This window comes from Pseudomonas sp. IT-P100 (assembly GCF_949767185.1).
Classification (GTDB): Bacteria; Pseudomonadota; Gammaproteobacteria; order Pseudomonadales; family Pseudomonadaceae; genus Aquipseudomonas; species Aquipseudomonas fluorescens_B.
Genome location: NZ_CATKQK010000055.1, coordinates 252,857 through 279,302, shown reverse-complemented (window position 1 = coordinate 279,302; position 26,446 = coordinate 252,857). Strand labels below are relative to the sequence as shown.

The 26,446-nt window shown below is 61.5% G+C and carries 25 protein-coding genes; 8 read left to right on the top strand and 17 right to left on the bottom strand.

Annotation, left to right across the window (positions count from 1 at the left end):
• Window positions 1-214 precede the first annotated feature (214 nt).
• The gene (locus tag ACM6IQ_RS25245) at window positions 215-1,540 is read left to right on the top strand and encodes an MFS transporter (RefSeq protein WP_414880116.1); all 1,326 of its coding nucleotides are present in this window, start codon (window positions 215-217) and stop codon (window positions 1,538-1,540) included.
• A 4-nt stretch (window positions 1,541-1,544) separates the two neighbouring features.
• Window positions 1,545-2,942 carry an FAD-dependent oxidoreductase gene (locus ACM6IQ_RS25240; protein ID WP_414880133.1) on the top strand — a complete coding sequence of 466 codons (1,398 nt, stop codon included), beginning with the start codon at window positions 1,545-1,547 and terminating at the stop codon, window positions 2,940-2,942.
• On the opposite strand, the gene ACM6IQ_RS25235 is transcribed toward ACM6IQ_RS25240, so the two are convergent.
• Window positions 2,943-4,265 (bottom strand): type VI secretion system Vgr family protein, encoded by a 1,323-nt coding sequence (locus tag ACM6IQ_RS25235; protein ID WP_414880115.1) that lies wholly within the window; start codon window positions 4,263-4,265, stop codon window positions 2,943-2,945. It lies immediately after the preceding gene.
• 220 nt (window positions 4,266-4,485) lie between these two features.
• Here ACM6IQ_RS25235 and ACM6IQ_RS25230 point away from each other — a divergent pair, with 220 nt between their 5' ends.
• On the top strand, window positions 4,486-5,190 hold the full coding sequence (locus tag ACM6IQ_RS25230; protein ID WP_008029612.1) for a YebC/PmpR family DNA-binding transcriptional regulator: 705 nt from the start codon (window positions 4,486-4,488) through the stop codon (window positions 5,188-5,190).
• Between the two features lie 129 nt (window positions 5,191-5,319).
• Here ACM6IQ_RS25230 and ACM6IQ_RS25225 read toward each other — a convergent pair whose 3' ends face one another.
• The 9 genes from ACM6IQ_RS25225 to ACM6IQ_RS25185 all read right to left on the bottom strand — a co-directional run bounded on the left by ACM6IQ_RS25225 (window position 5,320) and on the right by ACM6IQ_RS25185 (window position 14,770).
• Window positions 5,320-6,624 carry a protein kinase gene (locus ACM6IQ_RS25225; RefSeq protein ID WP_414880114.1) on the bottom strand — a complete coding sequence of 435 codons (1,305 nt, stop codon included), beginning with the start codon at window positions 6,622-6,624 and terminating at the stop codon, window positions 5,320-5,322.
• A gap of 111 nt (window positions 6,625-6,735) precedes the next feature.
• The gene (gene zapE, locus ACM6IQ_RS25220; protein ID WP_414880113.1) at window positions 6,736-7,866 is read right to left on the bottom strand and encodes a cell division protein ZapE; all 1,131 of its coding nucleotides are present in this window, start codon (window positions 7,864-7,866) and stop codon (window positions 6,736-6,738) included.
• Between the two features lie 229 nt (window positions 7,867-8,095).
• Window positions 8,096-9,142: an ABC transporter substrate-binding protein gene (locus ACM6IQ_RS25215; RefSeq protein WP_017339845.1), complete on the bottom strand. Its 1,047-nt coding sequence runs from the start codon at window positions 9,140-9,142 to the stop codon at window positions 8,096-8,098.
• Window positions 9,143-9,160: 18 nt separating this feature from the next.
• A complete protein-coding gene (locus ACM6IQ_RS25210) occupies window positions 9,161-10,276 on the bottom strand; it encodes an NAD(P)/FAD-dependent oxidoreductase (RefSeq protein ID WP_017339844.1) in 1,116 nt (371 codons plus the stop codon).
• Window positions 10,273-11,628 carry an FAD-dependent oxidoreductase gene (locus ACM6IQ_RS25205; protein ID WP_414880112.1) on the bottom strand — a complete coding sequence of 452 codons (1,356 nt, stop codon included), beginning with the start codon at window positions 11,626-11,628 and terminating at the stop codon, window positions 10,273-10,275. Before ACM6IQ_RS25205 ends, ACM6IQ_RS25210 begins: the two co-directional genes overlap by 4 nt.
• A 157-nt stretch (window positions 11,629-11,785) precedes the next feature.
• Window positions 11,786-12,076 (bottom strand): (2Fe-2S)-binding protein, encoded by a 291-nt coding sequence (locus ACM6IQ_RS25200; RefSeq protein WP_017339842.1) that lies wholly within the window; start codon window positions 12,074-12,076, stop codon window positions 11,786-11,788.
• A gap of 7 nt (window positions 12,077-12,083) precedes the next feature.
• A complete protein-coding gene (locus ACM6IQ_RS25195) occupies window positions 12,084-12,878 on the bottom strand; it encodes an ABC transporter permease (protein ID WP_414880111.1) in 795 nt (264 codons plus the stop codon).
• Between the two features lie 6 nt (window positions 12,879-12,884).
• The gene (locus ACM6IQ_RS25190; protein ID WP_414880110.1) at window positions 12,885-13,754 is read right to left on the bottom strand and encodes an ABC transporter permease; all 870 of its coding nucleotides are present in this window, start codon (window positions 13,752-13,754) and stop codon (window positions 12,885-12,887) included.
• A complete protein-coding gene (locus tag ACM6IQ_RS25185; protein ID WP_017339839.1) occupies window positions 13,751-14,770 on the bottom strand; it encodes an ABC transporter ATP-binding protein in 1,020 nt (339 codons plus the stop codon). The genes ACM6IQ_RS25190 and ACM6IQ_RS25185 overlap by 4 nt, the downstream gene beginning before the upstream one ends.
• Window positions 14,771-15,011: 241 nt before the next feature.
• Between ACM6IQ_RS25185 and ACM6IQ_RS25180 the strand changes: the two genes are divergently transcribed.
• Window positions 15,012-15,848, top strand: coding sequence for an IclR family transcriptional regulator (locus tag ACM6IQ_RS25180; RefSeq protein WP_414880109.1), 837 nt, complete (start codon window positions 15,012-15,014; stop codon window positions 15,846-15,848).
• Between the two features lie 39 nt (window positions 15,849-15,887).
• Here ACM6IQ_RS25180 and ACM6IQ_RS25175 read toward each other — a convergent pair whose 3' ends face one another.
• Both ACM6IQ_RS25175 and ACM6IQ_RS25170 read right to left on the bottom strand, forming a co-directional pair.
• A complete protein-coding gene (locus tag ACM6IQ_RS25175) occupies window positions 15,888-16,640 on the bottom strand; it encodes an anti-sigma factor family protein (protein ID WP_414880108.1) in 753 nt (250 codons plus the stop codon).
• Window positions 16,637-17,143, bottom strand: a complete 507-nt coding sequence (locus ACM6IQ_RS25170) for an RNA polymerase sigma factor (protein ID WP_414880107.1) — start codon at window positions 17,141-17,143, stop codon at window positions 16,637-16,639. Before ACM6IQ_RS25170 ends, ACM6IQ_RS25175 begins: the two co-directional genes overlap by 4 nt.
• 156 nt (window positions 17,144-17,299) lie before the next feature.
• Between ACM6IQ_RS25170 and ACM6IQ_RS25165 the strand changes: the two genes are divergently transcribed.
• Window positions 17,300-18,385, top strand: coding sequence for a catalase family peroxidase (locus ACM6IQ_RS25165; protein ID WP_414880106.1), 1,086 nt, complete (start codon window positions 17,300-17,302; stop codon window positions 18,383-18,385).
• Entirely contained in the window at window positions 18,382-18,927 is a 546-nt protein-coding gene (locus ACM6IQ_RS25160) for a cytochrome b (RefSeq protein WP_017339834.1), read from the top strand. Before ACM6IQ_RS25165 ends, ACM6IQ_RS25160 begins: the two co-directional genes overlap by 4 nt.
• Window positions 18,928-19,025: 98 nt before the next feature.
• On the opposite strand, the gene ACM6IQ_RS25155 is transcribed toward ACM6IQ_RS25160, so the two are convergent.
• Window positions 19,026-20,255: an MFS transporter gene (locus tag ACM6IQ_RS25155; protein WP_414880105.1), complete on the bottom strand. Its 1,230-nt coding sequence runs from the start codon at window positions 20,253-20,255 to the stop codon at window positions 19,026-19,028.
• A gap of 94 nt (window positions 20,256-20,349) precedes the next feature.
• On the opposite strand from ACM6IQ_RS25155, the gene ACM6IQ_RS25150 reads away from it, so the two are divergent.
• Window positions 20,350-20,796: a winged helix-turn-helix transcriptional regulator gene (locus ACM6IQ_RS25150; RefSeq protein WP_017339832.1), complete on the top strand. Its 447-nt coding sequence runs from the start codon at window positions 20,350-20,352 to the stop codon at window positions 20,794-20,796.
• Window positions 20,797-20,877: 81 nt separating this feature from the next.
• Here ACM6IQ_RS25150 and ACM6IQ_RS25145 read toward each other — a convergent pair whose 3' ends face one another.
• Both ACM6IQ_RS25145 and ACM6IQ_RS25140 read right to left on the bottom strand, forming a co-directional pair.
• Window positions 20,878-22,029 (bottom strand): M14-type cytosolic carboxypeptidase, encoded by a 1,152-nt coding sequence (locus tag ACM6IQ_RS25145; RefSeq protein ID WP_414880104.1) that lies wholly within the window; start codon window positions 22,027-22,029, stop codon window positions 20,878-20,880.
• 484 nt (window positions 22,030-22,513) lie between these two features.
• Window positions 22,514-22,855 (bottom strand): DUF6124 family protein, encoded by a 342-nt coding sequence (locus ACM6IQ_RS25140; RefSeq protein WP_017339830.1) that lies wholly within the window; start codon window positions 22,853-22,855, stop codon window positions 22,514-22,516.
• A gap of 129 nt (window positions 22,856-22,984) precedes the next feature.
• On the opposite strand from ACM6IQ_RS25140, the gene ACM6IQ_RS25135 reads away from it, so the two are divergent.
• The gene (locus ACM6IQ_RS25135) at window positions 22,985-23,632 is read left to right on the top strand and encodes a LexA family protein (protein WP_017339829.1); all 648 of its coding nucleotides are present in this window, start codon (window positions 22,985-22,987) and stop codon (window positions 23,630-23,632) included.
• Between the two features lie 39 nt (window positions 23,633-23,671).
• On the opposite strand, the gene ACM6IQ_RS25130 is transcribed toward ACM6IQ_RS25135, so the two are convergent.
• Window positions 23,672-25,627, bottom strand: coding sequence for an acetyl/propionyl/methylcrotonyl-CoA carboxylase subunit alpha (locus tag ACM6IQ_RS25130; RefSeq protein WP_414880103.1), 1,956 nt, complete (start codon window positions 25,625-25,627; stop codon window positions 23,672-23,674).
• Window positions 25,627-26,442, bottom strand: coding sequence for a gamma-carboxygeranoyl-CoA hydratase (locus ACM6IQ_RS25125; protein WP_414880102.1), 816 nt, complete (start codon window positions 26,440-26,442; stop codon window positions 25,627-25,629). Before ACM6IQ_RS25125 ends, ACM6IQ_RS25130 begins: the two co-directional genes overlap by 1 nt.
• Window positions 26,443-26,446: the final 4 nt, after the last annotated feature.

Below are 26,446 nucleotides of genomic sequence, written 5' to 3'. Positions count from 1 at the left end.
ACTTATTAATCAGTAATTGTTTTTATCGGCCTCAGTTGCGGTGACTGGTCGGTCGAACAGCCTCCGTGACCATGAGCCTGCGCGTGTAATTGCAGAACTCATCTGACCGGTATCGCCTCAGGGAAGCAGCGATATCGCAGTGCTCAACAATAAAAACACAGGCGTTATTTCTCAAATTCTGCCGGCACACTCACACCCTGAGGTCAGAACCACAATGAACAAGCACATCGGCACCATCAAGCGTTGGCGCGTGCAGATCTTCGCGATCACCTGGCTCGCCTACGCCGCTTTCTACTTCACCCGCAAAGCGTTTTCCGTGGCCAAACTGGGGATCGCCGAAGACCCCACGTTCACCCTCGACAAAATGGCCATGGCCAACCTCGACGCCATCTACCTCGCCGCTTATGCCGTCGGGCAATTCACCTGGGGCATCCTTGCCGACCGTTTTGGCCCGCGGGTCGTGGTGCTCGGCGGGTTGCTGATTTCCGCCGCCGCCGCGCTGGTGATGGGCAGTTTTGCCACGTTACCGATTTTCGCCACCTGCATGCTGATTCAAGGCCTGGCCCAGTCCACCGGATGGTCGGGGTTGTGCAAGAACATCGGCAGTTTCTTTCCCGCCGAACAGCGCGGGCGGGTGCTCGGTCTATGGAGTTCCTGCTACGCCTTTGGCGGGCTCGTGGCTTCGCCGTTTGCCGGTTGGTGGGCGTACACGCTCATCGGCAGCTGGCACGCGGCGTTCATTTCCAGTGCGGCGGTGGTTGGGCTGGTCGCCGTGCTGTTTTTTATTTTTCAACGCAACAAACCCGAAGACGTCGGCTTGCCGGCGGTGGAGCCTGAGCCGGAGCTGACCGCCGAGGAGGCGCACGCTCAAAGCAAGATCAGCGTGCTGGAACCGCTGAGGGAAATCCTGCGCAATCGCACGGTGCTGGTTCTCGGTCTCGCGTATTTCCTGCTGAAACCGGCGCGCTACGCGATTCTGCTGTGGGGCCCGGTGATCGTTTTCGAGCAGATGCCGACGGTGGGTAAAGTCGGTGCGGCGATCATTCCGACGGCGTTCGAACTGGCCGGGCTGCTTGGGCCGATCTTGCTGGGGCTGGCCTCGGACAAGCTGTTCGGTGCCCGGCGCATGCCGGCCTGCGTGCTCAGTCTGTTGGCGCTGACCGTTTCCCTGGCGTTGTTCATGGGAGCACTGCACACCGGCAGTGTGATGCTGGTGGTGGCATTGTTGTTCGTCATGGGCCTGACCCTGTACGGGCCGGACTCGATGATCAGCGGCGCGGCAGCCATCGATTTCGGCACGGCCAAGGCTGGCGCAACGTCGGCAGGCTTCGTCAACGGTTGCGGTTCGGTCGGAGCGATTCTGGGCGGCTTGCTGCCGGGTTACTTCGACTCGGTCACCGTGTTCATTATCTTCGCCGGTTGCGCGTTGTTCTCTGCGCTGGTGCTGATCCCTTACTGGAACAGCCGCCCGGCGGGCCTGCAGGCCAAAAGTGCGTTCGTGCCTAACCGGCCGATGAGTGTCAAACCCCTGCGTACCTGAGGAAATACCGATGAGACCTTTCTGGCTGGAACAGGCGCTGGCGGCCGAGTCCTGCGCGCCGTGCGAACCCTTGGTGGGCGATACCCGCGCCGATGTGTGCATCGTCGGCGGTGGCTACACCGGGTTGTGGACCGCGATCATGCTCAAGGAGCAGAACCCGGAACTGGATGTGTTGCTGATCGAGGCGGACATTTGCGGTGCCGGCGCCAGTGGACGCAACGGCGGTTGTGCGCTGTCGTGGTCGGCCAAGTATTTCACCCTGGAAAGGTTGTTCGGCGTCGAAGAGGCGGTACGTCTGGTCAAGGAGTCCGAGCGCAGCATTTACGCGATTGGCACCTTCTGCGAACAGTACGGCGTGGACGCCGATTACCGCCTCGACGGCACGCTCTACACGGCGACCAACCGCGCTCAATGCGGTTCGACCGACGCGGTGATCGCAGCGCTCGAACGCAACGGCATCAACTCCTTCACTCAGCGGCCGGTCGCGGATGTACAACGCATGGCCGGGTCGAGCAAACACCTGGAAGGCTGGTTTTCACCGGCCGCCGCGAGCGTGCAGCCGGGCAAGCTCGTGCGCGGTTTGCGCCGGATTGCATTGCAGTCGGGTGTGAGGATCCATGAAAACACAGCGATGACCGGGCTGGAGGAGGGCAAGCCGGCAGGCATTCAAACAAAGAACGGCACTGTCCGCGCGGACCGGGTCGTGCTGGCGATGAACGCGTGGATGGCCCGCGCGTTCCCGCAGTTCGAACGCAGCGTGGCGATTGTCTCCAGTGACATGCTGATCACCGAGCCGCGGCCGGATCTGCTCAACGAAATCGGTTTGACCAGCGGTGTCACGGTGCTCGATTCGCGAATTTTCGTGCACTACTACCACAACACCCCGGACGGCCGGATCATGCTTGGCAAGGGCGGCAACACGTTCGCCTACGGTGGGCGAATGCTGCCGGTGTTCGATCAGCCGTCGCCCTATGCCGGTGTGTTGAAGCACAGCCTGAGCGAATTCTTTCCGGCGTTTGCCGAGGTCAAGGTCGAGGCCACCTGGAACGGACCTTCGGATCGCTCGGTCACAGGGCTGCCGTTCTTCGGTCAGATGAGTGCCCACGGCAATGTGTTTTACGGTTTTGGTTATTCCGGCAGCGGAGTCGGACCGTGCCATATGGGCGGGCAGATTCTCGCTTCGATGGTCCAGGGGCTGGACAACGCCTGGACCCGTTCACCGCTGGTCAACGGTCCTTTGGGCTTTTTTCCGCCGGAGCCGATTCGCTACCTGGGCTCGCTGATGGTGCGCAACGCCATCCGCCGCAAGGAGCGCGCCGAGGATCACGGGCACCGGCCAAGGCATCTGGATGTGCGCCTGGCGAAATTCGCGGCGGCGGCCGGCAAGGCAGACAAGGGCTGATCAGGTTTTGCGGTTGACCAGCCAGTCAAGCAGCAGGCGGTCATCGCCCCTGGGGTGCGGGACGGGGCGAGGCGGGCTGTTTACGGTGGCGTACAACACGGGGCGGTCCGGATCACCGTCGAGAAAACTGATGAGCACCTCGGTTCCGGCGACCGGCAGCCTGGACGGATCGATCCGGCCATCCGGCGCAACGACGACCATGGGCAGCCAGAATCCGCTGGACTCGTCCTCCTTGGTCTGCGGGGTTGGCCATAACCTGACCTTTATCCGGCCTTGATCATCCAGCTCCGCTGGCTGGCCGACTGGGCCCAGCACCCGGGCCGTCTGGAAACCCGGAATGGTGGGTCTGGCCTGTGTGAGCGCGGGCCGGAATACCGTTGACCAGGGAATGGCGGTGAACTGATTGCTGTAACGCCGCACCCTGTCGGTTGCGTTGCGCTCAAGAATCGACGGCTGCCGGCCCTGATGCCGGATTTCGGTCAGCAGCCATTGATCGTTGAAGTTCGGCAGCGGATGTTCCGACACTTGTACGATTCGTCCGCTGCGCAATGCGCTCTGGTTGCTTTGGCCCTGCATCCGCCCATGTCGGCAGCGCAGGCGTTCCAGTGTCCGGCGGCTGAGCTGGTCGCGTTCGAGCGTATGTGGGGCGAGGGGCGCGGTGAGGGGGTGCGAGGTGTGGCACTGGAACAATTCACTGATCACCGGCACGTTCACAGTAGGAGACGCATCGCCGTGAAAAGGCAGGAGCAACGGTTCTTGAGGGAAACTCAGGCTGTCGTCCGCCAGCACCAGCACGTGACCGTCCCGCTGATGTTCGAAGTGATAGTGGATGCCTTCTTCTTCGCAGAGTCGTTGCAGGAAGGCCAGGTCCGTCTCATCGAACTGAATGCACAACGGCCTGGCGGGATAGCGCCCGTTCGGCAGTTCAAAGCGGTAGCTGTCTTCAGGCAGGCCGTTTTCTTCGAGCAACTGGCGCAGGATGGCGGGCACATCGAGTTGATGAAATACCCGGCGGCAACGCTGCCGGTCGAGGTTTTGCAACCAGGGCACCACCGCCAGCCTGTAGCCGACCCGGTGCAGGTCGCGATGTTCGCGGGTGGCGCAGTGGATGATGCCGTGAATGCCCTGGCCCTCCGCCAGGCTGAAGAACACCGGTTGTTGCAGCAGGCGATCCAGGCTCATGGCCGGCGCCAGGCCGATCACTTCGATGTCGAATCGGTAAGGCTGGTTGAGGGCTTCAAGGCCATGGAACTGCAACGCCTGCAAACTCAAGTTATCGTTCAGCAGTGTCAGGGTGAAGGGACTTTCCTTGTCGTTGTGCATTCGAACGCGCTTCTGCCAGGGAGTACGGGCGCAGAGGGTACGAAACCGTGGCCCCTTGTAGTCACCGCAAATCGAATTTTCAGAATCGCCCTACAACCAGCGGTGAAGATGTCGATTCGACGAGATGGAATTTTTGGTCGATTGCCAACTTTAGGCCGTATAAACTTGCACAAAGCGTCGGCCAATAGATGTCTCGGCGCCACAGATAAGAGAGTGAGTAATGGGCGCACAGTGGAAGGTTAAACACAAAGAAGCGGCAGCCAACGCCAAGGGCAAGATCTTCGGCAAACTGGTGAAGGAAATCACCATCGCTGCGCGCAACGGTGCCGATACCGCCACCAACGCACACCTGCGTCTGGTAGTCGAACAGGCGAAAAAGGCTTCGATGCCCCGCGAAACCCTGGAACGTGCGATCAAGAAAGGCTCCGGCCAGCTCGGCGAAACCGTGCAATACCATCGCGTGACGTATGAAGGGTTCGCTCCGCATCAGGTGCCGCTGATCGTTGAGTGCGTGACTGACAATATCAACCGCACCGTCGCGGAAATCCGCGTCGCGTTCCGCAAGGGGCAATTGGGCGCATCCGGTTCCGTGGCCTGGGATTTCGACCATGTGGGCATGATCGAGGCGTCCCCGGACAGCCCGGATGCCGATCCGGAAATGGCTGCCATCGAAGCCGGCGCTCAGGATTTCGAGCCTGCCGACGACGGCGCAACCTTGTTCATCACCGAAGCGACCGACCTGGATTCGGTACAGAAAGCCTTGCCCGAGCAGGGTTTCACCGTGTTGTCGGCGAAGCTGGGTTACAAGCCGAAGAACCCGGTCAGCGGCTTGAGCGACGAGCAGATGGCTGAAGTTGAAGCTTTCCTGGAAGGCCTGGATAACCACGATGACGTGCAGGACATGTTTGTCGGGTTGGCCGGTTAAACCACATCGCTGAGATCTAAGTGTGGCGAGGGAGCTTGCTCCCGCTGGACGGCGAAGCCGTCCCAAAAGCGGCGGCTGCTGCGCAACCGAGCGGGAGCAAGCTCCCTCGCCACAGGTTTTGTATTACCTTCAGTTCAACCTGGCCAGCTCCCGCACAATCTCGCTGAACCCCGGCCGCGCCAGCACATCCGGCTGACTGCAACGCTGCTGCAAATCTTCCAGCCGCTCATGCACCTCATCGCTCAACCCCGAATCGATCCGCTCCAGCAATTCCCCCAATAGCACCCCAAACGCACGCACCTCGATCCGTTGCAATGCACGGCTTTCAAGGCTGTCCTCCGTCGAATGGAAAGACGCTGCGCCAAAGTCCCCTAACAGGCAATCACCCTGTTCGTTCCACATAATGTTGTGGCCATAGAGGTCGCCGTGGGTGATGCCCTGACGGTGCAGATGCTCGGCTACCGACGCGATGCCACAGGCGATCCGCAGGGCCACGCCAGCGCTGAAGCGGGTGTCGCTGGCGTAGACATCGCGGCTGCAGGACGCCAGGCTCGGCAACCCGGCGAGGTTGCGATAACTCGGTTCGATCAGCTCCATGACCAGCCCGGCCTGCGCCTGCGGGTGATCGATGATCCGTCCTTCGACCCGGATCAGGTTAGGGTGAAGACCGGCGGTCATGCAGGCGTTCATTTCGTGCAGCGGCGAGCCATCGCTGGTCATTTCACCCTTGTAGAGTTTCACCGCGACCGGCGTTGCCTGTTTCCACAACGCCTGATGAATGACCCCGGAGGCGCCTTCTCCCAATTGTTGTTCCAGACTGAGCTGCGACCAGGGAATCGTCGGCGTGGCCTCGAGCACGGCCGCATCCGCCTCTGTTTCCAACGGATTACCGGCGTAAGCCAGCCAGGTCAGGCTTGGCAGGGTCAGCAGCCATTCGGGCAGTTCGGTCAACTGGTTGGCGGCGATGCGGGTCAGCTCGAGGCGATGGCAATTGCTCAGGCTCTCGGGCAAGCGCTGCAATCGATTGCCGGCCAGCATCAGCTTTTGCAGGTGCGGACGTTCACCCAGTTCGGCGGGCAGTTCGCTGATGCGGTTGTCCGTGAGGATCAGCCAGCGCAACAGCGGTGGCAGCGCAGCGCCCGGTACGGTTTCGATGCGGTTGGACTTGAACCCGAGCATGGTCAGCGCGGCGCACTGGCCAAGGCAGGCGGGCAACTCGCTGAAATGGTTGCGGTCGCAGAACAACACACGCAAACGGGTCAGGCGGTGAAAGTCGTCTGGCAGGGCGCTCAAGGCGTTGCCACTGAGGTTGAGCACCTCGAGCGAGTCCGCGAGGTCGAGGATTTCCCTGGGGAATTCCGTCAGGCCGGCGGCCAGGTCCAGGCGAGTGGAGCCAGCCAGCAGGCCGGCGCGCAGTTGCGCAAGGGTATCCATGAACAGATTCGCTATTGATCGAAGGTAGGGCGCGGGGGCCTGAAAAAGGGCGACATGATAGCGGTAAAGATGCGGTGACGGTCAGGAACTCTGCGCGAGCAAGCCCTGTGGTCAGACCGGTTCCCTGACCTCCACCAACTGCCCCAGCCGGCTGCGGGTGCGTGCCAGATCAATGGCATCGCCGCCCAGGTTCTCGCGCAACGACCGCTGGCCCAGCAGGATCAAATGCTTGTCCTGGTCATACAAAACGTCCACCAGATTGATGAAGCGCTGCTGCGCGGCGATCGGGCAGTCGGCGAGGTTGGGCAGCCCGTCGATGATCCAGTGATCGAAACGGCGGCACAGTTCCAGGTAATCCATGACCGCGGTGGGGTGGTCGCACAGGTCGGCGAAGGTGAATCCGATGGTGCGTCCTTCGCAATACCGGGCTGGAAGATGTCGAGCCCCGACGGGCAGAGCAATGGCCGGCGCGTCGGGTTCGGGCAGGTTGAACGCCTGACGCTGTGCCACGGTGGCCGGCCAAATGTAGTGGCCTTGGGTAAACAGCTGCTGGGCGTGATGTCTCGCCTGACTGCGGTAATCGTGAGGGCCGCCGACTTCCATCACTTGCATGCGGGCGTTTATCAAGTCGATCACCGGTTTGAAACGCGCATGGTAGAGCGGGTTGGGCAGCAAGCCTTCGGGTGGGTAATTCGACGTGACCAACAGCAGGATGCCGCGGCGGAACAGGGCCTTGAACAACCGCGTAATGAGCATTGCATCGCCGATGTCATGGACGTGAAACTCGTCGAAGCACAGGACCCGGCAATCGCTCAGCAGCTCGTCCAGCGTGGTCGCCAGCGCATCAGGGTGGTCGCGATGACTGAACATGCCCTGGTGCAGGCGGGCGAAAAACTCATGAAAGTGCAGGCGCTGTTTTTCCGCGATGGGCACGGCCTGGAAAAAACCGTCGAGCAACCAGCTCTTTCCGCGACCGACGGCGCCATGCAGGTAAAGCCCCGGCAATGGTTTCGATGAAGTACCAAGCAGCACCGCGGCGTGCTGCGCCATGCAGTCGATCACGCGCTGTTGGCTGTGGCTGAGTGTGTAACCCTGGGAATGAGCCTTGTGGCGAAAGTAGTCGTGGACGGCGCGTCCCGTCGCGCAATGACTGGCGGAGGCGGTCGATGCCTTGCCGAAGAGGCGGCGCAGCGCAGGCCAGCGTGGTGTGAATCGCGAACGGTCAGGCGGTCGAACGGCCACTGATATCACCCCGTTATCGTCAGGCAGGCTCACCGAGCTGCGGCGGCGTAGTGTAACCAATACGGGAAATTGGCTGCCAGTTGTGTAGACAAGTGCGGGGTGCAAAACGGGGGGCTGGCGGTGAAGTTTGTTACTTGGCGCGGACCTGTAGGCGCGGGCAAGTCGAATCGTCGCACCGCCGCTCCCACAGGGTTTTGCATTGTTTTACTGACAGTGCCGCGTCAGTTGCCTACCGCTCGATACTGCGATTCCACCGCGCATTCCACGCCGGGCGCTGTTCGTTGACCTGATCCCAGTCGATGGCAATCGCCGTTGTCAGGTACTGCTTCATCGCCTCGACCTGGCCGCGAGTCTTGTCGGTGGTCGGGGTATTCGGGTTGGACGGGATCTGATCGCCATCTTCAAGCGCAGCGGCTTGCGCCTCGGGCGTCAGCAGAAACGCGGCGAGCTTCTGTGCCAGTTCCGGCTGGGTGTTGTTGGCGATGGCGCATTCGGCAACGTTGAGCACCACCGCGCCTTCCTTCGGTTGCGCGTACTCGATCGGCATGCCTTTGAGTTTCAGCGCCGTGACTTGCGTCGGTGTCAGCGGGAACAGCGCCGCTTCGTCGGTCTGGAGCATTTCGGAAATCTTCGCCGAGCTCGGAATGTATTCCAGCACGTTGCGTCCGACAGTGTTCGGCCACGCCTTGAAGCCGGGTTCGACGTCGGTTTCGCTGCCACCCTGAATCCGGTTGAACATCAGGAAACCGTGCAGGCCGAAGGTTGACGAGGCCATCGACTGGAACACCAGTTTGTCCTTGAAACGCGGGTCGGCCATGTCCATCCACGAGGTCGGCGCGGCCCAGCCTTTTTCCTTGAACAATCGCGTGTTGTACGCCAGCCCCGTGACACCGAGGCTGACCGCCACGGCCTGGTCCTTGATACGGCCCTTGGCCGGAATCTGCGCCAGGGTCGGGCTGTCCTCGAGTTTGTCGCACAGGCCCATGGCGATGGCGCGGTACATGATGCCGTCGTCGAGGAACATCACGTGCATCTGCGGGTTGCCTTTGCTGGCCTGGACCTTGGCCAGGATATCGGCGGAGGTGCCGGGCACAATCACCACTTTGACGTTGTTGGCTTTCTCGAACACCGGCAGCACCTTGTCGGCGTAGAGCCGCTCCATGGTCCCGCCGTTCATGCCGAGGTAAAGCGTCGGCTCGGCCTGGGCCTGGGTGACCGTGAGCAAGGCGCCCAAGCAGGACATACCGAGCAGTGCAGTGCGTTTGACGTTATTCATTGGCGCGACCTTCCTCTATCAAGCAACGGAGATGGAGTGAAACCGGGTGATGGAAAACGCATCCAGCGACGTGGTTGAAGCGCCGCTGCAGATGATCTCGGTGAGCGCCTGGCCCACCGCAGGACCGATCTGGAAACCTGCGCCGGCAAAGCCGAACGCGTGCAACAGACCGGGTTGAGTGCCACTGTGGCCGATCACCGGCTGGCGGTCGGGCAGGTAACCTTCGGTGCCGCTCCAGGTACGAATCGCCTGGGCGCCTTCAAGAAACGGGTAGAGCTCGACCGCCTGGCGCAGGATCTCGATCACCGCGTGTTGACCGGGACGGGCGCGGGCGTCGTCGAGGGCAAAGCCCTGACCGCCGCCCAACACACAATTGCCGCGCGCGACCTGGCGCGCATAGATGCCGCCGCCCTCGACACCGGTGCTGGCGTTCATCACCCACGGCAGCGGCTCGGTGACCAGCATCGCCGGGTGCCCGGCGTGCATCGGCACGGCTTCGCCGAATTGCTCGGCCAGTTTTCCCGCCCACGCGCCGGCGCAGTTCAACACCCAGGGGGCCCGCAGTTCGAGACCGTTTTGAGTGCTGATGCGAAAGCGCTGGCCGTCGTGCTCCACCGCGCCCACCGCGCATTGTTCATGGACCTGCGCGCCGTGGCGCCGTGCTGCACGGGCAAACGCTGGCGATACCAGGCGCGGGTTGGCGTGACCGTCATCCGGACAAAACGAGGCACCGACCGCCACCTCGCCGACCCACGGAAAGCGCGCGCGCAATTCACTGCGATCGAACACCTGCAAATCGAGGCCAAAGCCCTGACTGCTGGCGGCATAGTCCTGCAACGCGCGCAGGTCATCGAGGCTGCGCGCCAGTTTCAAGTGGCCGCTGCGCTGGTACTCGCCGTCAATGCCGATCAACTGCGGCAACCGGCTCCAGATCTCGTGGGCACGTTGCGACAGCGGCAGTTGCGACAGCGGTCGGCCCTGGCGGCGCACGCCACCGTAGTTCACGCCGCTGGAATGCGAGCCGCAAAAATCCCGTTCCAGCAGCACCACGCGACGGCCCGCCTGGCTCAGGAAAAGCGCCGCGGAAGCCCCGACAATGCCGCCGCCAATGATCACTGCATCGACTTCGATCATGGTTCGATCTCCAGACCAAACGGCAACGGTTTGATCGGCGCCTGCGCTCGCAGTCGACCGATCCCGGACACCGCCCGCTGACTTTCGCAGGCGATGATTTCCGCCGCCGCGGCACCACACATCCGACCCTGGCAGCGGCCCATGCCGACCCGGCAATGGGCCTTGACCCGATTGATTTCCCAATGGCCTTCGCGCACCACTTCGCGGATGTCCCCGGCGCGCACTTCTTCGCAGCGACAGATCATTACGTCGTCAGCGGTATCGGCCGCCCAGTTTTCGGGGAATACGAAAGCGCGTTCCAGACCATGACGGAAGGTATCGATCCGTCCAAGTGCCTGCTCCAATTGCCTGCCACGCTGCGGCGCGATCGGGTAGTCGTTGTCTTCGAGCAAGGCGAGGGCGGCGCGTTCGCCGGCCATTTCCGCCGCGTCGGCGCCCATGATGCCGGCGCCGTCACCGGCCAGGTAAACCTCGGCGACACTGCTGCGACCGGTGCTGTCGCGTTGCGGCAGCCAGGCGCGGTTGAGCGGGTTCCAGGCGAATGCGCAGCCGAGCAGATCCGCCAGTTGGGTTTCGCTGCGCAGGCCGTGGGCGAAGGCCACGGCATCACAGTCCAGCGAATGCTCGCCGCTTGAGTTGGACCAGCTCAGCGACTGCACCCGTTGTTCGCCGTTGATGCGTTTCAGGGTTGCACCCTGATGCACCGGGATGCCGTGGGCGGTCAACCAGCTGCGGTAATAGATGCCTTTGGCCAATGTGCCCGGTTGCGACAGCAGGACGGGCAGGGCACGGGCCTGAGCGCTGAACGGCGAGCTGTCGAGTACCGCAACCACTTTGGCGCCGGCCTTGGCATATTGATACGCCACCAGATACAGCAACGGACCGCTGCCGGCGAACACCACTCGTTCACCGATGGCGCAGCCCTGGAATTTCAGGGCGATCTGCGCGGCGCCGAGGCTATAGACACCCGGCAGCGTCCAGCCCTGTACCGGCAAAACCCGGTCGGTGGCGCCGGTGGCGACGATCACCCGAGAGAACTCCAGACGTGCCGCGCAGCCCTCGTGCAAGGTGTCGAGTGCACCGTCTTCGGCGTTCCACACCAGGGTGTCGGGACGGTAATCGAGCTGGTCGCGCAACTCATCAATGGTTTGATGCAACGCCTGCGCCTTGCGGGCTTCGAAGCCATACAGCTTGACCGCCGAACGTTTGAAATTCGCCGGCTGACGCCGATAAATCTGCCCGCCGCCGCGTGCGGCTTCGTCCAGCAGAATCGGGCGTATGCCATGCGCAACCAAAGTCTGCGCCGCACGAATCCCGGCCGGCCCGGCACCGATGATCACCACGGACTTCATACCCACCCCCCTTGAGCCGACCACCGCTGAAACCCTGTGGGCGCCAGCCTGCTGGCGATGACGGTGGCACATTCAAAAATGGGGGAGGCTGATACTCCGTCATCGCGAGCAGGCTGGCTCCCACAGGGGGTTGGGGAGAGGCAGTTGAAAGGTGGGTTCATAGGGCACGCCCCGGTTCGCGGCTGATGTGTTGGCCGGCTTCGAGCAACGTCGAACACGCGCGCACCCGCCGGCCATCGCCCAGCCGAACCCAGCAGTCCTGGCACGCCCCCATCAAGCAAAACCCGGCGCGAGGCTCGGCGCTGAAATCGCTGCCGCGCAAATGCTCGCTGCACGTCAGCACCGCGGTCAGCACGGTGTCGCCGAGCAGCCCGCTGGCCGGTTGGCCGTCGAGGGTAAAGTCCAGGGCCGGGCGATCGCCTTCGGCCAGTCGTTTCAGCAGAGCCATGGCGCCCTCATTGTTTACCCACCAGAACCCGATCCAGGCCGTACACCCGGTCGAGCAGAATCATGGTCGCCGCGGTCAGCGCAATCACCAGGGCCGATACCGCCGCCATCATCGGATCGATGGATTCGGTGGCGTACACGTACATGCGCACCGGTAAGGTTTGCGTGGCCGGCGAGGTGACGAAGATCGACAGCGTGACCTCGTCGAAACTGTTGATGAACGCCAGCAGCCAGCCACCGGCGACCCCCGGCAAAATCATCGGCAAGGTGATCTGGCGGAACAGCGTGAAGCGCCCGGCACCCAGCGATTGCGCGGCGTGTTCGGCGCTGCGATCCAGGCCGATGGCCGACGCCAGCACCAGACGCAACACATACGGTGTGATCACCAGCACGTGAGCAAAAATCAGCCAGGCGAAGCTGCCGTTGACGCCCATCAGCGCGAACAGACGCAGCAGGGCAACCCCCAGCACCAGGTGCGGAATGATGATCGGCGACAGGAACAGGCCGTTGAAAAAGTCCCGGCCGGGGAACTCGAAGCGAGTAATCGCCAACGCTGCCGGCACTGCAATCAACGTCGCCAGACTGGCGGCGCTGAACGCCAGGATCAGGCTGTTGTAAAACGAATCGACAAAGTCGGCGCGCTCGAACACCGCACGGAACCAGCGCAAGGAAAATTCCGTGGTCGGCAGGCTCAATGTGTTTTCCGGGGTGAACGCGACGAGGCACACCACCACCAGCGGCGCCAACATGAACACGACCACCAGGGTATGGAACAGCAGGGCGAAAGGACCGTTCTTGGACATGACGAGTTATCCCAATGACTTCTTGTAGCGGCCTTCGATCATCCGGTTCCACGACAGCATGATCAGCAGGTTGAGCAACAGCAGCGCGACGGCGATGGCCGCGCCCATCGGCCAGTTGAGTTCCGACAGGTACTGGTCGTAGATCAGCGTGGCGACCATCTTGATGCGGCGCCCGCCGAGCAGGCCGGGAATGGCGAAGGAGCTGGCGGCGAGGCCGAACACGATCAATGTGCCGGAGAGCACACCGGGCATGATCTGCGGCAGCACCACTTTGCGAATCACCGTGAGATGGCTGGCGCCCAGGGACAACGCCGCTTGCTCGGCGGCGGGGTCCAGTTTCTGCAGCGAGGTCCAGACCGGAATGATCATGAACGGCAGCATGACGTGGACCAGCGCGATCACTACCGCGAACGGTGTGTAGAGCAGCTTTACCGGTGAGCCACCGAAGGCTTGCAGGGTCTGGTTGACCAGGCCGTCGGCGCCGAGCAACAGGCTCCAGCCGAAGGCGCGCACCACCACCGAAATCAGCAACGGCGTGAGGATCAGAATCAGGAAAATCGAGCGCCAGGGCGCGCCCATGCGGCTGAGGATGTAGGCTTCGGGCACGCCGATCACCACGCACAGCAAGGTGGTCAGGGCGCTGATCCAGAACGTGCGCAGGAAAATTTCGTAGAAGTACGGGTCACCCAGCAGGCTGCTGTAATGGTCGACGGTGTAGGCGTTACCGTTGATGCCCGAGCTGTAGTCGAAGACGTTGAACGACAACACCAGCGTCAGCAGCAGCGGGATCACCAGCAGGCAGACGTACAACGCCAGCGCCGGTGCCGACAACAGGTAACCCTGGCGTCCCTGGCGAAGGGCGACGAGCGTGCTCATGCCGACACCTCGTCGACACTCAGCACCCGCAGGAGCGCCGCGTCCCAGTCCAGGCCGACGGCCGTGCCTTCGTTCATCGGCGCCGAGCCATCGTTGCGGCGCACCACGCAGAGCTCGCCCAGGGGCGTGGAAACGCCGTAGAGCCATTGGCTGCCGAGGAAGAAGCGGCTGACGATCTGGCCTTGCAGACGGCCGTGATCCTTTTCCCGCAGATCGATTTTTTCCGGGCGCAGGCTGAGGGTCAGTTCACCGCCGCTGCGCACCTGAACCACACCCGCACTGTCACGCTCGCCGGGCAGCAGATTGGCCTTGCCGACGAAGCCGGAAATGAATTCGGTGCGCGGGTGTTCGTAAAGGGTGTAGGGCGCGTCGATCTGGGTAATGCGCCCGGCCTGCATCACCACCACGCGGTCGCTGATGGACAGCGCTTCGGACTGGTCGTGGGTGACCATCAACGTGGTGATTCCGACTTCGCGCTGGATGCGACGGATCTCGAACTGCATCTCTTCGCGCAGGTTGGCGTCGAGGTTGGACAACGGCTCGTCCAGCAACAGCACCGGCGGTTCGATCACCAGCGCTCGGGCCAGGGCAACACGCTGGCGCTGACCGCCTGACAGTTCTCGTGGGTAACGCTCGGCGTGCTGGTCCAGACGCACCAGTTTCAGCACCCGGTCCACACGCTGCTGCAACTCGCCGTTGGGCACCTTGCGCATGCGCAGGCCGAAGGCGACGTTGTCTTTGACGGTCATGTGCGGGAACAGTGCGTAGCTCTGGAACACCACACCCAAACCGCGGCTGGCAGGTTTGGCGTGGGTGATGTCGCGACCGTCGAGCAAAATGCGCCCGCTGGTGACTTCGACGAAGCCGGCGATCATTTGCAGGGTGGTGGTTTTGCCGCAGCCGGAGGGGCCGAGCAGGGAAACGAACTCACCTTTCTCGACCGAGAGGTGGGTGGCGACGACGGCGTCGATCTCACCGTAGCGTTTGCCGAGTCCTTCAAGTTGCACAAAAGCCATAACTGCGCTCCACCTGAGATTGTTATGCGCGGCCTGAGGTCGCGCTTTTTTGTATGGGCAGATACGAAAGGTGTTGCCGGGTGCGTTGGCGCTCGACTTGAGTCGGCTGCCGCTGTTGTTCGAATCGCCCCTGTGGACGCAGATTAGGACGAAGACTAGGATGGGCTCAATGGCCTATTTCACTGAATCGATGGTTATTTTTAGTTTCATTCAGTGAGTAAATTAATCGTCGAGAATTAACATGAATGATTCCACTGAGCGGAATGAAAATAAAAATGAAGTCGGCGTCGGTGCCGTCTCAAGACTGTTTGCCGTGTTGCGCACGTTGGGTGACACCGTCGAGGGCGGCGAGCGTGTGACGCAACTGGCCCAGCGCATCGGTTTGTCGCAACCGACCACGCACCGTCTGCTGCGCAGCCTGATGGACGAGGGCATGGTCGAGCAGGACGTGCGCAGTAAACGCTATCGCCTGAGCCTGGATTTTTTTGCCCTGGCAGCGCGTGCCGGCAACACCGGAAACCTGCGCGAGCTGGTTCGGCCGTCGTTGCTGCGGCTCTCGGCCTCGTTGGGGGATTCGTTGTTTTTGCTGGCGCGCAGCGGGTTTGATGCGATCTGCCTGGACCGCAGTGAAGGGCCGTTTCCGATCCGTACGTTTACCGGCGACATCGGCGGGCGGGTGGCGCTGGGTGTGGGGCAGGGCAGTCTGGCGATCCTGGCATTCCTGCCGGAAGAGGAACGTGACACGGTGATTCATTACAACTTGCCGCGGCTGAAGGATTTTCACCTGTATGACGAGGTGTTCCTGCGCTCGGAAGTCGAGAACGTGCGTGCCCTCGGTTACGCCGGGCGCAACACCGGCGTGTTGCAGGGCATGGCTGGTGTGGCGGTGCCGATTCTTGATCGTGAAGGGCGTGCGGTGGCGGCGTTGAGTGTTGCCACCGTGAGTGATCGGCTCGGGCCGGATCGTTTGCCCACGGTAGTGGACATGCTCAAGCGCGAAGCGGCGCTGATCGGGCCGCGGATCAATCCGTTTGATCCGCTGTTGCGCCGGCCATCTCAAGTCTTCGGGCAGGGTTGAATACGGTTAACAATCCTCCCACAGGGGACGGTGGTGTATTCAGAACTGAACGGTTTGCTTGAGCATTTTCGCCGCAGGCGTGTCTGTCGGGCTGACCATCGCGTAGTTGTAACCGCTCCCCGACCAATACTCGGCCTGTAATTCACCGTCACTGCGACTGCCCCTCGGCAGCAGGAAGTTTCTCGGTCCCGGCGGGCGCACGTAGAAGCTGACTTTGTGCCCGCTGCGATCCTCGTAAACCACCATCGCCGCCGGCCCTTGTTCGGTGCTGAGCAAGCGCCCGCTGACCGGTTTGAACCCTGCGCCGGACAGGTCCGGCAAGCGATGGGCCTGGGTGAAATAACGGTCGAGCCAGCCCTGCATATCACCGTCGTCGCTGACCTTGTAATCGGCCGGCAGCATGCCTTGCTGGGCAAACAGCCGATAAGCCTGCATCGCATCGGCCATCGGTGCCGCAGCGCTGAGAAGGGTCATTTCCCGCGCCTGCCAGCCGCCGATTCCGCCGATGCTCACAGCGATCAGCAACACCGCAGCGCTGGCCAGGTGACGGCGTGATTGGCGCTTGAGGCGTTGGCGAATCAGCGCCGGGTCGAGGTCCGGGTTGGCCGGTTGCTGCAATGCGCCACTGAGGGCCGCGCGCAGTTGCTGGGCGTCCTGCTGCCAGGCGCGCACCTGTGCAGACATTTCCACGTTACCGGCCAGAAAATTCTCCACCAGGCGTCGGTCGTCATCATTGAGTTGGTGGTCCACATACGCGTGCAGGTCACGCTCGCTCGGGGGCATGCTGATCATTTGAGTCTCCGCAGAGAAGGGCGGGTGATTTCGCCGTCGCTGAGTTGGCGCAAGGCCTGGCGGGCGCGGGACAGGCGCGACATCACGGTGCCGACGGGAACGTCGAGAATCTCGGCGACCTCCTTGTAACTCAGGCCTTCGACCGATACCCAGAGCAACAAGGCGCGCTGCTCGGTGTTGAGCTGATCGAAGGCTTGCAAGGTCGATTGGGCGATCACGGTGCGTTCTACCGACGGTTGGGAATCGTCCCGTCCGGTAAAGAATTCGAGCATCCGCGCATAACGCCGAGCGCGGCGGTGAGCGTCGAGAAACTGCCGATAGAGAATCGAAAACAGCCAGGCCCGCAAGTCGCCCTCGGGACGCTTTTCGCTCCAGCTCGACAGCGCCCGCTCAAGGCACGACTGCACCAGATCGTCGGCGCTGCTGGGGTTGCGCGTCAACGACACGGCAAACCGGCGCAATCTGGGAATGATTTCACTCAGTTGTTCGTCGATATCGTTCATCACATTCTGACTAGTCACTACGCTGGACTAGGGAGACGCCCGGGACTCGAGGTTATTCCACGCTCGAAAAAATAAATACCGCGCGATGGAATAAACCCGCATGGCGTTCGTCTGCTTGATCCTTTTCACTTGTGGCCGATGGCCCTGGAGTCTTTCATGGTAGATCGCTCATCACCGCCCACCCGGCCACCGTTGAGTGCCGCGAGCCTGACGTTGCGCCTGGCCGGCATTGCCGTGGTGATCGCTGTCGTGGCCGGGGCTTTTGCCTACGTCAACGGCACCTTTGACCCACAGCGCCTGACGCCGAAAAAACTGATCAACGTGTTGGAAACCAACAATGGCGTGCACCCGGGGTTCCGGCGTAATCACTCCAAAGGGGTATGCGTGATCGGGCACTTCGAGAGCAGCGGTGAAGCGCGCAGTTATTCCAGCGCTCAGGTGTTCAATGACGCGCGGACTCCGGTTGTGGGGCGTTTCGCGTTGCCGGCCGGCAATCCTTACGCACCGGACAACAGCGTGCCGATCCGCAGTCTCGCACTGCGTTTCACCCAGGCCAACGGCCAGCAGTGGCGTACCGGGATGAACAGCATGCCGGTGTTCCCGGTGGGCACGCCTGAAGCGTTTTACCAATTGCAGCAGGCCCAGTCGCCAGACCCGGCCACCGGCAAACCGAACCCGGCAGCGGTGCCGGCGTTCTTCGGTGCGCACCCGGAAGCAGCGCCGTTCCTGGCCTGGATCAAAACCGCCAAGCCGTCCGCCAGTTACGTCACGGAAACCTACAACAGCGTCAATGCGTTTTACCTGGTCAACGCCGCCGGGGAACGGCAAGCGGTGCGCTGGAGCATGGTGCCGGTGGCACAGGACGCAGCAGGTGCCACGGCCCCAGAGGGCGGTGACTTCCTCGAGAAAGACCTGGTTCAGCGGATCGCCGCAGGACCGTTGCGTTGGAAGCTCCAGATCACACTGGCCGACCCCGCTGATCCGGTGAACGACGCCAGCAAAACCTGGCCTGAAGGTCGCAAAGTGGTGAACGCTGGCACGCTGGTGCTCGAAAGCACCCAGCCGCAACTCAATGGCGAATGCCGGGACATCAACTATGACCCGCTGGTCTTGCCATCCGGTATTGAAGGTTCCGACGACCCGTTGCTCGCCGCTCGTTCTGCCGGTTACGCCAGTTCCTACTTGCGCCGCACCAGTGAAGTCAGCCAACTGCCCGCCGCTAAACAGGAGGCTCAACAATGAGCGCCCAACCGAACCACTTCGCGCCACTGGCGCGACTGCTGCACTGGCTGATGGCGTTGATGATCATTGCCATGCTGTTCATCGGCGCGGGCATGGTCGCTTCTGTATCAGAGCGTCATGAATGGCTGATCCATCTGCACAAACCGCTGGGCATTGCGATTCTGCTGCTGGTGATCGTGCGCCTCGGCGTGCGCTTTTCAACCCGACAGCCACCGCTTCCCGCGGACTTGCCCGGCTGGCAGGCGCTGGCGGCCAAGGCTTCGCATGTCTTGCTGTACGCCTTGATGTTTATCCTGCCGCTGCTCGGTTGGGCAATGATTTCGGCGGCGGGCGACCCGGTGATGCTCAGCAGTTCGCTGCAATTGCCCTCGATCGTGCCGGCGAATGCGCAGCTGTTTGCGTTCCTGCGCAAGGCGCACGGGTATCTGGCGTATCTGCTGTTTCTGACCGTGCTGCTGCATCTGGCGGCGGCGTTGTTTCATGGTTGGGTGCGGCGTGATGAGGTGCTGGACAGCATGTTGCGGGGCAAGGATCGCACCTGATTTGATCTGCCGAAATCCATTGTGGCGAGGGGATTCATCCCCGTTGGGCTGCGAAGCAGCCCCAATGCGGTTTGTCAGATAAACCGCAGTGGATGAAATTACGACTGCTTCGCAGCCGAACGGGGATGAATCCCCTCGCCACAGGTTTCGTGTGCTTTCGTGGGCAGCGTCCGCCACCAATAGACCAATGCCACGGCGTTGATACCTGCCCCCAGCAGGCAAACGCCGAGCCACCCGCCCCACGCATACATCGCCGTCGAACCGATCGAACCCAACGCGCTGCCAATCGAATAGAACAGCATGTAACCCGCGGTAAGACGGCTTTGGGCTTCGGGGCGCACGCTGTAGATCATGCTTTGGCTGGTCACGTGCACGGCTTGCAAGCCAAGATCCAGGGTAATCACACCCAGCAACAAGGCCCACAAGGAGGATTGGGTCAGGGCGATCGGCAACCAGGAAACCAGCATCAATAACAGTGACAACCCGCTGGTCCATTGACCCAAACCGCGATCGGCCAGATGCCCGGCACGTGCAGCCGCCAATGCACCGGCGGCACCGGCCAGTCCGAACAATCCGATTTGCGTGTGGGACAACGACAGCGGCGGGGCGCTCAGCGGCAACACCATGGGTGTCCACAGCACCATGGCGCTGGCGAAGGTCAGCAACGCGAGAACCGCCCGTTGACGCAGCACCGGTTCTTCCTTGAACAATGTGAACACCGAACCGAGCAACGTCGCATAAGAACTGGCGGGTTGCGTGTTCTCATGTTTCGGCAGTACGCGAAACAGCAGCAACGCCATCACAAGCGTCAACCCCGCCGACAACAGATAAATCGACCGCCACCCTGCCAGATCAGCCATCCCACCCGCGACTGTCCGGGCCAGCAGAATGCCAACAACAATGCCGCTGGTGACCACGCCGACCACGCGCCCGCGCTGCGCCGGGATGGCCAATGTCGCGGCGTAGGCCACCAACACTTGTGTCACCACCGCCAGTAACCCGGTCAACGTCATCCCGATCAACAACCAGGTACTATTCGACGCGAGGGCGATCATCAACAAGGTCAGCGCCGACAGCAGGGTTTGCGTGACGATCAAACGTCGACGGTTCAGCAGATCGCCAAGCGGCACCAGCAACAACAATCCGACGCCGTAACCTACCTGGGTGAGCGTGACGACGATGCCGATGGTGGCCGGGTCCATGGCAAATGCCTCGGCCATGGCATCGAGCAAGGGCTGGGCGTAATACACGTTACTGACGGCCAGGCCGCAGGCTACGGCGAACAGCAGTACAACGCCGGTGCTGAGTGTTGTTTGAGTGGGCTTCATGCCGGGCTCCCAATGTGGTTTCAAAATAAAACCAGTTGTACGGTAAGTAAACTGGTTTTATATTGCAACCACGTTTGTTTTCGAGGGCGCAGTCATGGCCAAACGCACAAGCATGCAAAGCGCCGAATGCCCGGTCGCCCGTTCACTGGATGCCATTGGCGATTGGTGGTCGTTGTTGATCGTGCGCGATGCATTCGACGGCATTCGCCGGTTCGGTGAGTTTCAGCGAAGTCTGGGCATGGCGAAGAATATTCTCTCGGCGCGATTGCGCACGCTGGTGACCCACGGGATTTTCGATCTGGTGCCGGCATCGGACGGCAGCGCCTATCAGGAATATGTGTTGACGGAGAAGGGCAAAGGGTTGTTTCCGCTGATCATTGGTTTGCGGCAGTGGGGGGAGGCGTTCTTTTATGAGGACGGGGAGGCGCACTCGCGGGTGGTTGACCGGGATAATGGTCGACCTGTCCGGGCACTGGAGTTGCGCGCCGAGGATGGGCGCTTGTTGGGACCTGAGGATTGCGTGCGGGTCGCGGCAGAGTAAACATCAAAAGATCGCAGGTTTCGCCCACTCCTGCATTGAACCGTGTAGGAGCTGGCGAAGCCTGCGATCTTTAGATCTTGGTTAGCGCAGGGTGCCAACCATATCCGCAACAGTCGTCAACACATCCTTGCCCAACTGCTTCGACCGCTTGCCCGACCAGCCCGTCAGCGGGTTCGGTGCGTCATCGTTGTCCTTGAACGGCATTTCCAGGGTCAGCGACAGGCAGTCGAATTTCTCGCCAATGCTGTTGCACGCCAGCGTCATGTTGGCTTTGCCCGGCTCGTCGCGGGTGTAGCCGTGTTTGGTCTGGAAGTCTTTGGTCAAATGTTTCAAGTGATCGCGAAAGTGAGTTTCCAGCTTTTCGATCCGCGGCGTGTAGCCAGGGTTGCCTTCGCAACCGGCGGTGAACACGTAAGGGATTTCTTCATCACCGTGGATGTCGAGGAACAGGTCGACACCATATTTTTCCATCTGCTGCTGAACGAACAGGACTTCCGGGCTGACTTCCTGGCTGGCGCTCTGCCAGGCGCGGTTGAGGTCCTGGCCCATGGCGTTGGTGCGCAGATGACCGTGGAAGGCGCCATCCGGGTTCATGTTTGGCACCAGGTACAAATCGGCGCTGGCCAGCAGTCTGTTCAGGACGGGATCGTCGTGCCTTTCCAGGCGTTCGATCACACCTTCCATGAACCATTCGGCCATGTGCTCGCCGGGGTGTTGCTGGGCAATCATCCAGACCTTGCGCTGGCCTTCGGCACCGGTGCCTTTGCGCAGCAGCTGAATGTCACGCCCTTCAACGCTTTTGCCGGTGGCCAGCAGTTCGGTGCCGGCCTTGGTCAGCGCCTGCTCGATCAACCAGTCATGGCGGCCACGGCTGTAGGGTTCGAAGTAGGCAAACCAGGCGTGGGTCGCCGTGGCTTCGAGGCTGAAACGCAGGCAGTCGCCTTCGAAAATGGTCGGCACCCGGAACCAGTTGACGTGATCATAGGACGCCACCGCCTGATAACCATCCCAGGCTTTGTTGTATGAGGATTTGCTGGCATTGCTCAGACGAAACCAGTGCTCCTGACCGACGTGCAACCCGCTGGCCTTGAAGTGAAACCACTGGAAATGCTGGCTGCGGGTGTCAGGCTTGATGGCCAGCAACGCTTGCAACGGATTGCTGATATCCAGCACTTCAATATTGCCGCTGTCGAAGTTTGCACTGATGCTGAAAGAGGATTTAGCCACGGTCATAGTCGATTCCTGAATATGATTTTTATGGCTGCTACTTTACACGCTGGGAAGGGAAAAACCGGGGGAAATTGCGGGGTGTAGCGGGGGGCGTCCTCCTTGACGCAGACGCAGCTTAGAGACTGCGCGATTGATTCTCAAGTGCTATTTTTCGCGAGTTTGGGCCAATGTTGCCGGGCTTCTCTTGCCAACAGATATTCTTTTGATATTATCCGCGCCATCGAATTTGCAGCACATAAAGACTTCATTAGCCTGAAGGTCAAGCCAGAATAACTGGCAAAAAAAAAGACCCGGCAAAAAGCCGGGTCAAAAACCGTGATTAGCCTGATGAGGAGATAGTCCAGGAGACCGACCTAAGGTCACTTGGACAATCGACTGATCTCGCGACCAGCTGCATGCAATAATAATCATTCTCGTTTGCAAGTCAAATGATTTTATCTGCGCGATTGGAAAATTCTTTTCGCGCCCTCGAATTACTCCTCCTTTCTTATGCGTGATGATCCTCGTCCAGGGACCGATCCAGCAGCGCCTTGGCCATATCGATCATATGCACCGTCGAAAATGCCAGGGCCCGGTGGACACCGTGCAGACTATTCGCCGATTCGGATGCCGTGGCCGCGGCGCAGCACAGCAGATCTGAAGCACGCACCAGCGCTTCCTCGCTGCTGACGTTGCGGTTCACCTCGAAAAAGCGCTCTTCTTCCACCTCCTCGGACACAGCTGGTTTCAAGTAATAATCCAGTGCCCGTTGTGCGGCAGCCGAGCCTTTTGGCGAGGTGAGGGAGGTGTCGATTTGCAGATCGGGCAGGTCGTTGCTGGGGATAGTCATGGCGATGGCAAGCTCCGTGATAGATTCAGATCCGTGATCCAATCCTAGTACGAAGTGTATTTGTGACGAGAATTTAAATACTACAATTTGTGTTTTGATGGGGAGAGGCGCCCACGTATCGTGCCGCACATGGATAAATGGATTGAATTGGTCAAGGCCAAGATGAGTGAACTCAACGTCACTCAAGAGATACTCGCCGAGCGCCTCGGAATGTCCCAGGGCGGCATCGGCCATTGGCTGAACAAACGCCGCCAGCCGGGCATCGATGACATGAACCGGGTATTACACGCGCTGGGCATGGAATTTCTCGAAGTGGCGCTGGTTATCCGCGAGCCGGACACGTCGAAGGAGGACAGCCAGGATCTGGTGCGAAAGTACAACCCGTACTTCCGCTACCCGGTCAGTGACTGGCGAGAATCCTGCGAGGTGCGCGACGGCGAGCCGACGGTGTACGACAAGGCGCGATTCGAGCTGACCGATTACCACGCTCAGGGCGCGGCGTTCTGGTTGAGGGTGACGGGCGATGCGATGACCGCACCGACTGGCGTCAGTATCGCCGAGGGCATGATGATCCTGGTGGACCCGGCCATTGTGCCGGAGCCCGGAAAACTGGTGATTGCCCAATGGCCGGACAGCACCGAGGCGACCTTTCGCAAGCTGATCGAAGAGGGCGGGCAGCGTTACCTGGTCCCGCTCAATCCGACATATCCGAAAGCCCTTTTCACTGAAGCCTGCCGAATCATCGGCGTAGTGGTTCAGGCAACGGCCAGGTTCTGATCAGATCGGTCCTCGCGAGGCGTAGGACCGATCTTGATGTCAGGCTTCTTCCAGCTCGACCAACGCACTGCCTTCGCTGACCATTTCGCCTTCCTGGCAATACAACGCCTTGATCACCCCGGCGTGTGGCGCACGAATGCTGTGCTCCATCTTCATCGCTTCCAGCACCACCAGTTGCGCCCCGGCTTCGACCGTTTGCCCGGCCTCCACCAGCACCCGCACGATGCTGCCGTTCATGGGGGCGGTCAGTCCGCCGTGATGGCTGTGACTGGCTTCGACGGCGCTGATCGGGTCGTAGGCCTCGATGCGGCGCAATTCACCTTCCCATTGCAGATACACAATGCCGTCGCGGCGGATTGCCCGATGCTGGCGGCGCACGCCGTTGCGTTCGGTGAGCAGTTGCTCGCCCTTGAGTTGCGCGCTTTGGGCATTGCGGTCGCCCAGCGTCAATGCGCGGTCCTGACCTTCACAACTCAGGTGCAAGGTGATTTCGGTCGGCAGGCCGGACCGAAAACCGTTGCTGTTGGCCCAAGGCGAACTCAGGTCATCGACGCGCGGTGAACGAGAGTGGCTCTGGGCGAACGCCTGCGCCGCGGCTTGCCAGAATTCATCGCTGAGTTCCGAGGGCTCCGGCAGCAGTTGCTCCTGATAACGCGGAATGAACCCGGTATCCAGTTCGGCCGCCGCAAACGCCGGATGACCCACGATTCGACGCAGGAAGTTGATGTTGGTCTTGAGCCCACCAATCGCGAACTCATCGAGCATGCTCAACAAGCGCAGGCGTGCCTGCTCACGATCCTCGCCCCAGGCAATCAGCTTGCCCAGCATCGGGTCGTAGAACGGCGAAATCTCATCGCCTTCTTCAACACCGCTGTCGACTCGACGCCCCGGACCTTCAGCCGACTCTCGATACAACTCCAGACGCCCGGTGGCGGGCAGGAAATCATTGCCCGGATCTTCGGCATACAGCCGCACTTCAATCGCATGCCCGATCAACGGCACCTGATCCTGGGTCATCGGCAGCGCTTCACCGCGCGCCACGCGAATCTGCCAGGCCACCAGATCGAGGCCGGTGATGGCTTCGGTAACCGGGTGCTCGACTTGCAGGCGTGTGTTCATCTCCATGAAGAAGAACTCACCGCGCGCATCCAGCAAGAATTCCACGGTGCCGGCACCGACATAACCGATGGCCTGCGCCGAACGCACAGCGGCTTCGCCCATGGCGCGACGCAGTTCCGGGCTGAGGCCTGGCGCGGGGGCTTCTTCGACGACTTTCTGGTGCCGACGCTGAATCGAGCAATCCCGTTCGTTGAGGTACAGGCAGTTGCCATGCCGGTCGGCGAAAATCTGGATTTCCACGTGGCGGGGTTTCAGCAGGTATTTTTCGACCAGCATCCGCGAATCGCCGAACGAGGATTGCGCCTCACGCTGGGCCGAGGCCAGGGCTTCGGCCAGTTGGCTGACGTCCTCGACCACTTTCATGCCTTTGCCGCCACCGCCCGCCGTTGCCTTGAGCAGCACCGGGTAGCCGATGCGTTCGCAGGCGTCGCGGAAGGTATCGAGGTCTTGAGCTTCGCCGTGATAACCCGGCACCAGTGGCACGCCAGCGGTTTCCATCAAGGCCTTGGCGGCGGACTTGCTGCCCATCGCATCGATGGCCGAGGCGGGCGGGCCGAGGAAAATCAGGCCCGCTGCTTCGATCGCCCGGGCGAACCCGGCGTTCTCGGACAGAAAGCCGTAGCCCGGATGAATGGCCTGAGCGCCGCTGGCCTTGGCGGCAGCGATCAGTTTGTCTATTTGCAGGTAACTGTCGGCGGCCTTGCTGCCGCCGAGGTCGACGCGGATATCCGCTTCGCGGCTATGCCGGGCTTCACGGTCGGTGGCGCTGTGCACGGCGACGGTGGTCAGGCCCAACGCCTTGGCGGTGCGCATCACCCGACAAGCGATTTCGCCACGGTTGGCCACCAGCAGAGAGGTGATAACAGGTGCGCTCATCAACGCGGCTCCTTGGGGGTGGGTTCGGCCTGCCAGCTCGGCGGACGCTTTTGCAGAAAGGCCCGCAGACCTTCCTGGCCTTCGGGGCTGACGCGGATTCGCGCGATGGCATTTTCGGTGTAGCGGCGCAGCGCCGGCGTCAGCGCGCCGTTGCCGACTTCACGCAGCAAGTCTTTGCTGACGCGCATGGCCGCGGGGCTGTTGAGCAGCAGATTGTCGATCCACTGATCGACTTTCTGTTCCAGCTCATTGATCGGATAGCTCTCCGACAACAAACCGATTTCCCGCGCCCGCTGCCCGCCGAAGCGCTCGGCAGTCAGCGCATAACGGCGTGCCGCGCGTTCGCCGATGGCTTGCACCACGAATGGGCTGATCACCGCCGGTGCCAGGCCGATGCGTACTTCCGACAGGCAGAATTGCGCATCGTCGGCGCCGATCGCCATGTCGCAGCAACTGATCAGGCCCAGCGCGCCGCCGAACGCCGCACCTTGCACCACGGCCAGGGTCGGGACTTTCAGCTTGGCCAGGTTGTACATCAACTCCGCCAGTTCCCGCGCGTCGTCGAGATTGGTGTGGTAATCGAGCTCGGCCGATTGCTGCATCCAGGCCAGGTCGGCGCCAGCGCTGAAATGCTTGCCGCGTCCACGCACCAGCAAGAACCGCAGGCTGGCATCGCCCGAGACCTTGTCCAGGGCGAGGATCAGTTCGCGGATCATTTCAGCGTTGAACGCGTTGTTCTTTTCTTCGCGGCTCAGCCACAGGGTGGCAAAACCCCGCGGGTCGGTCTGCAGCTCGAGGGTGTTGAAGTCGCTCATGAGG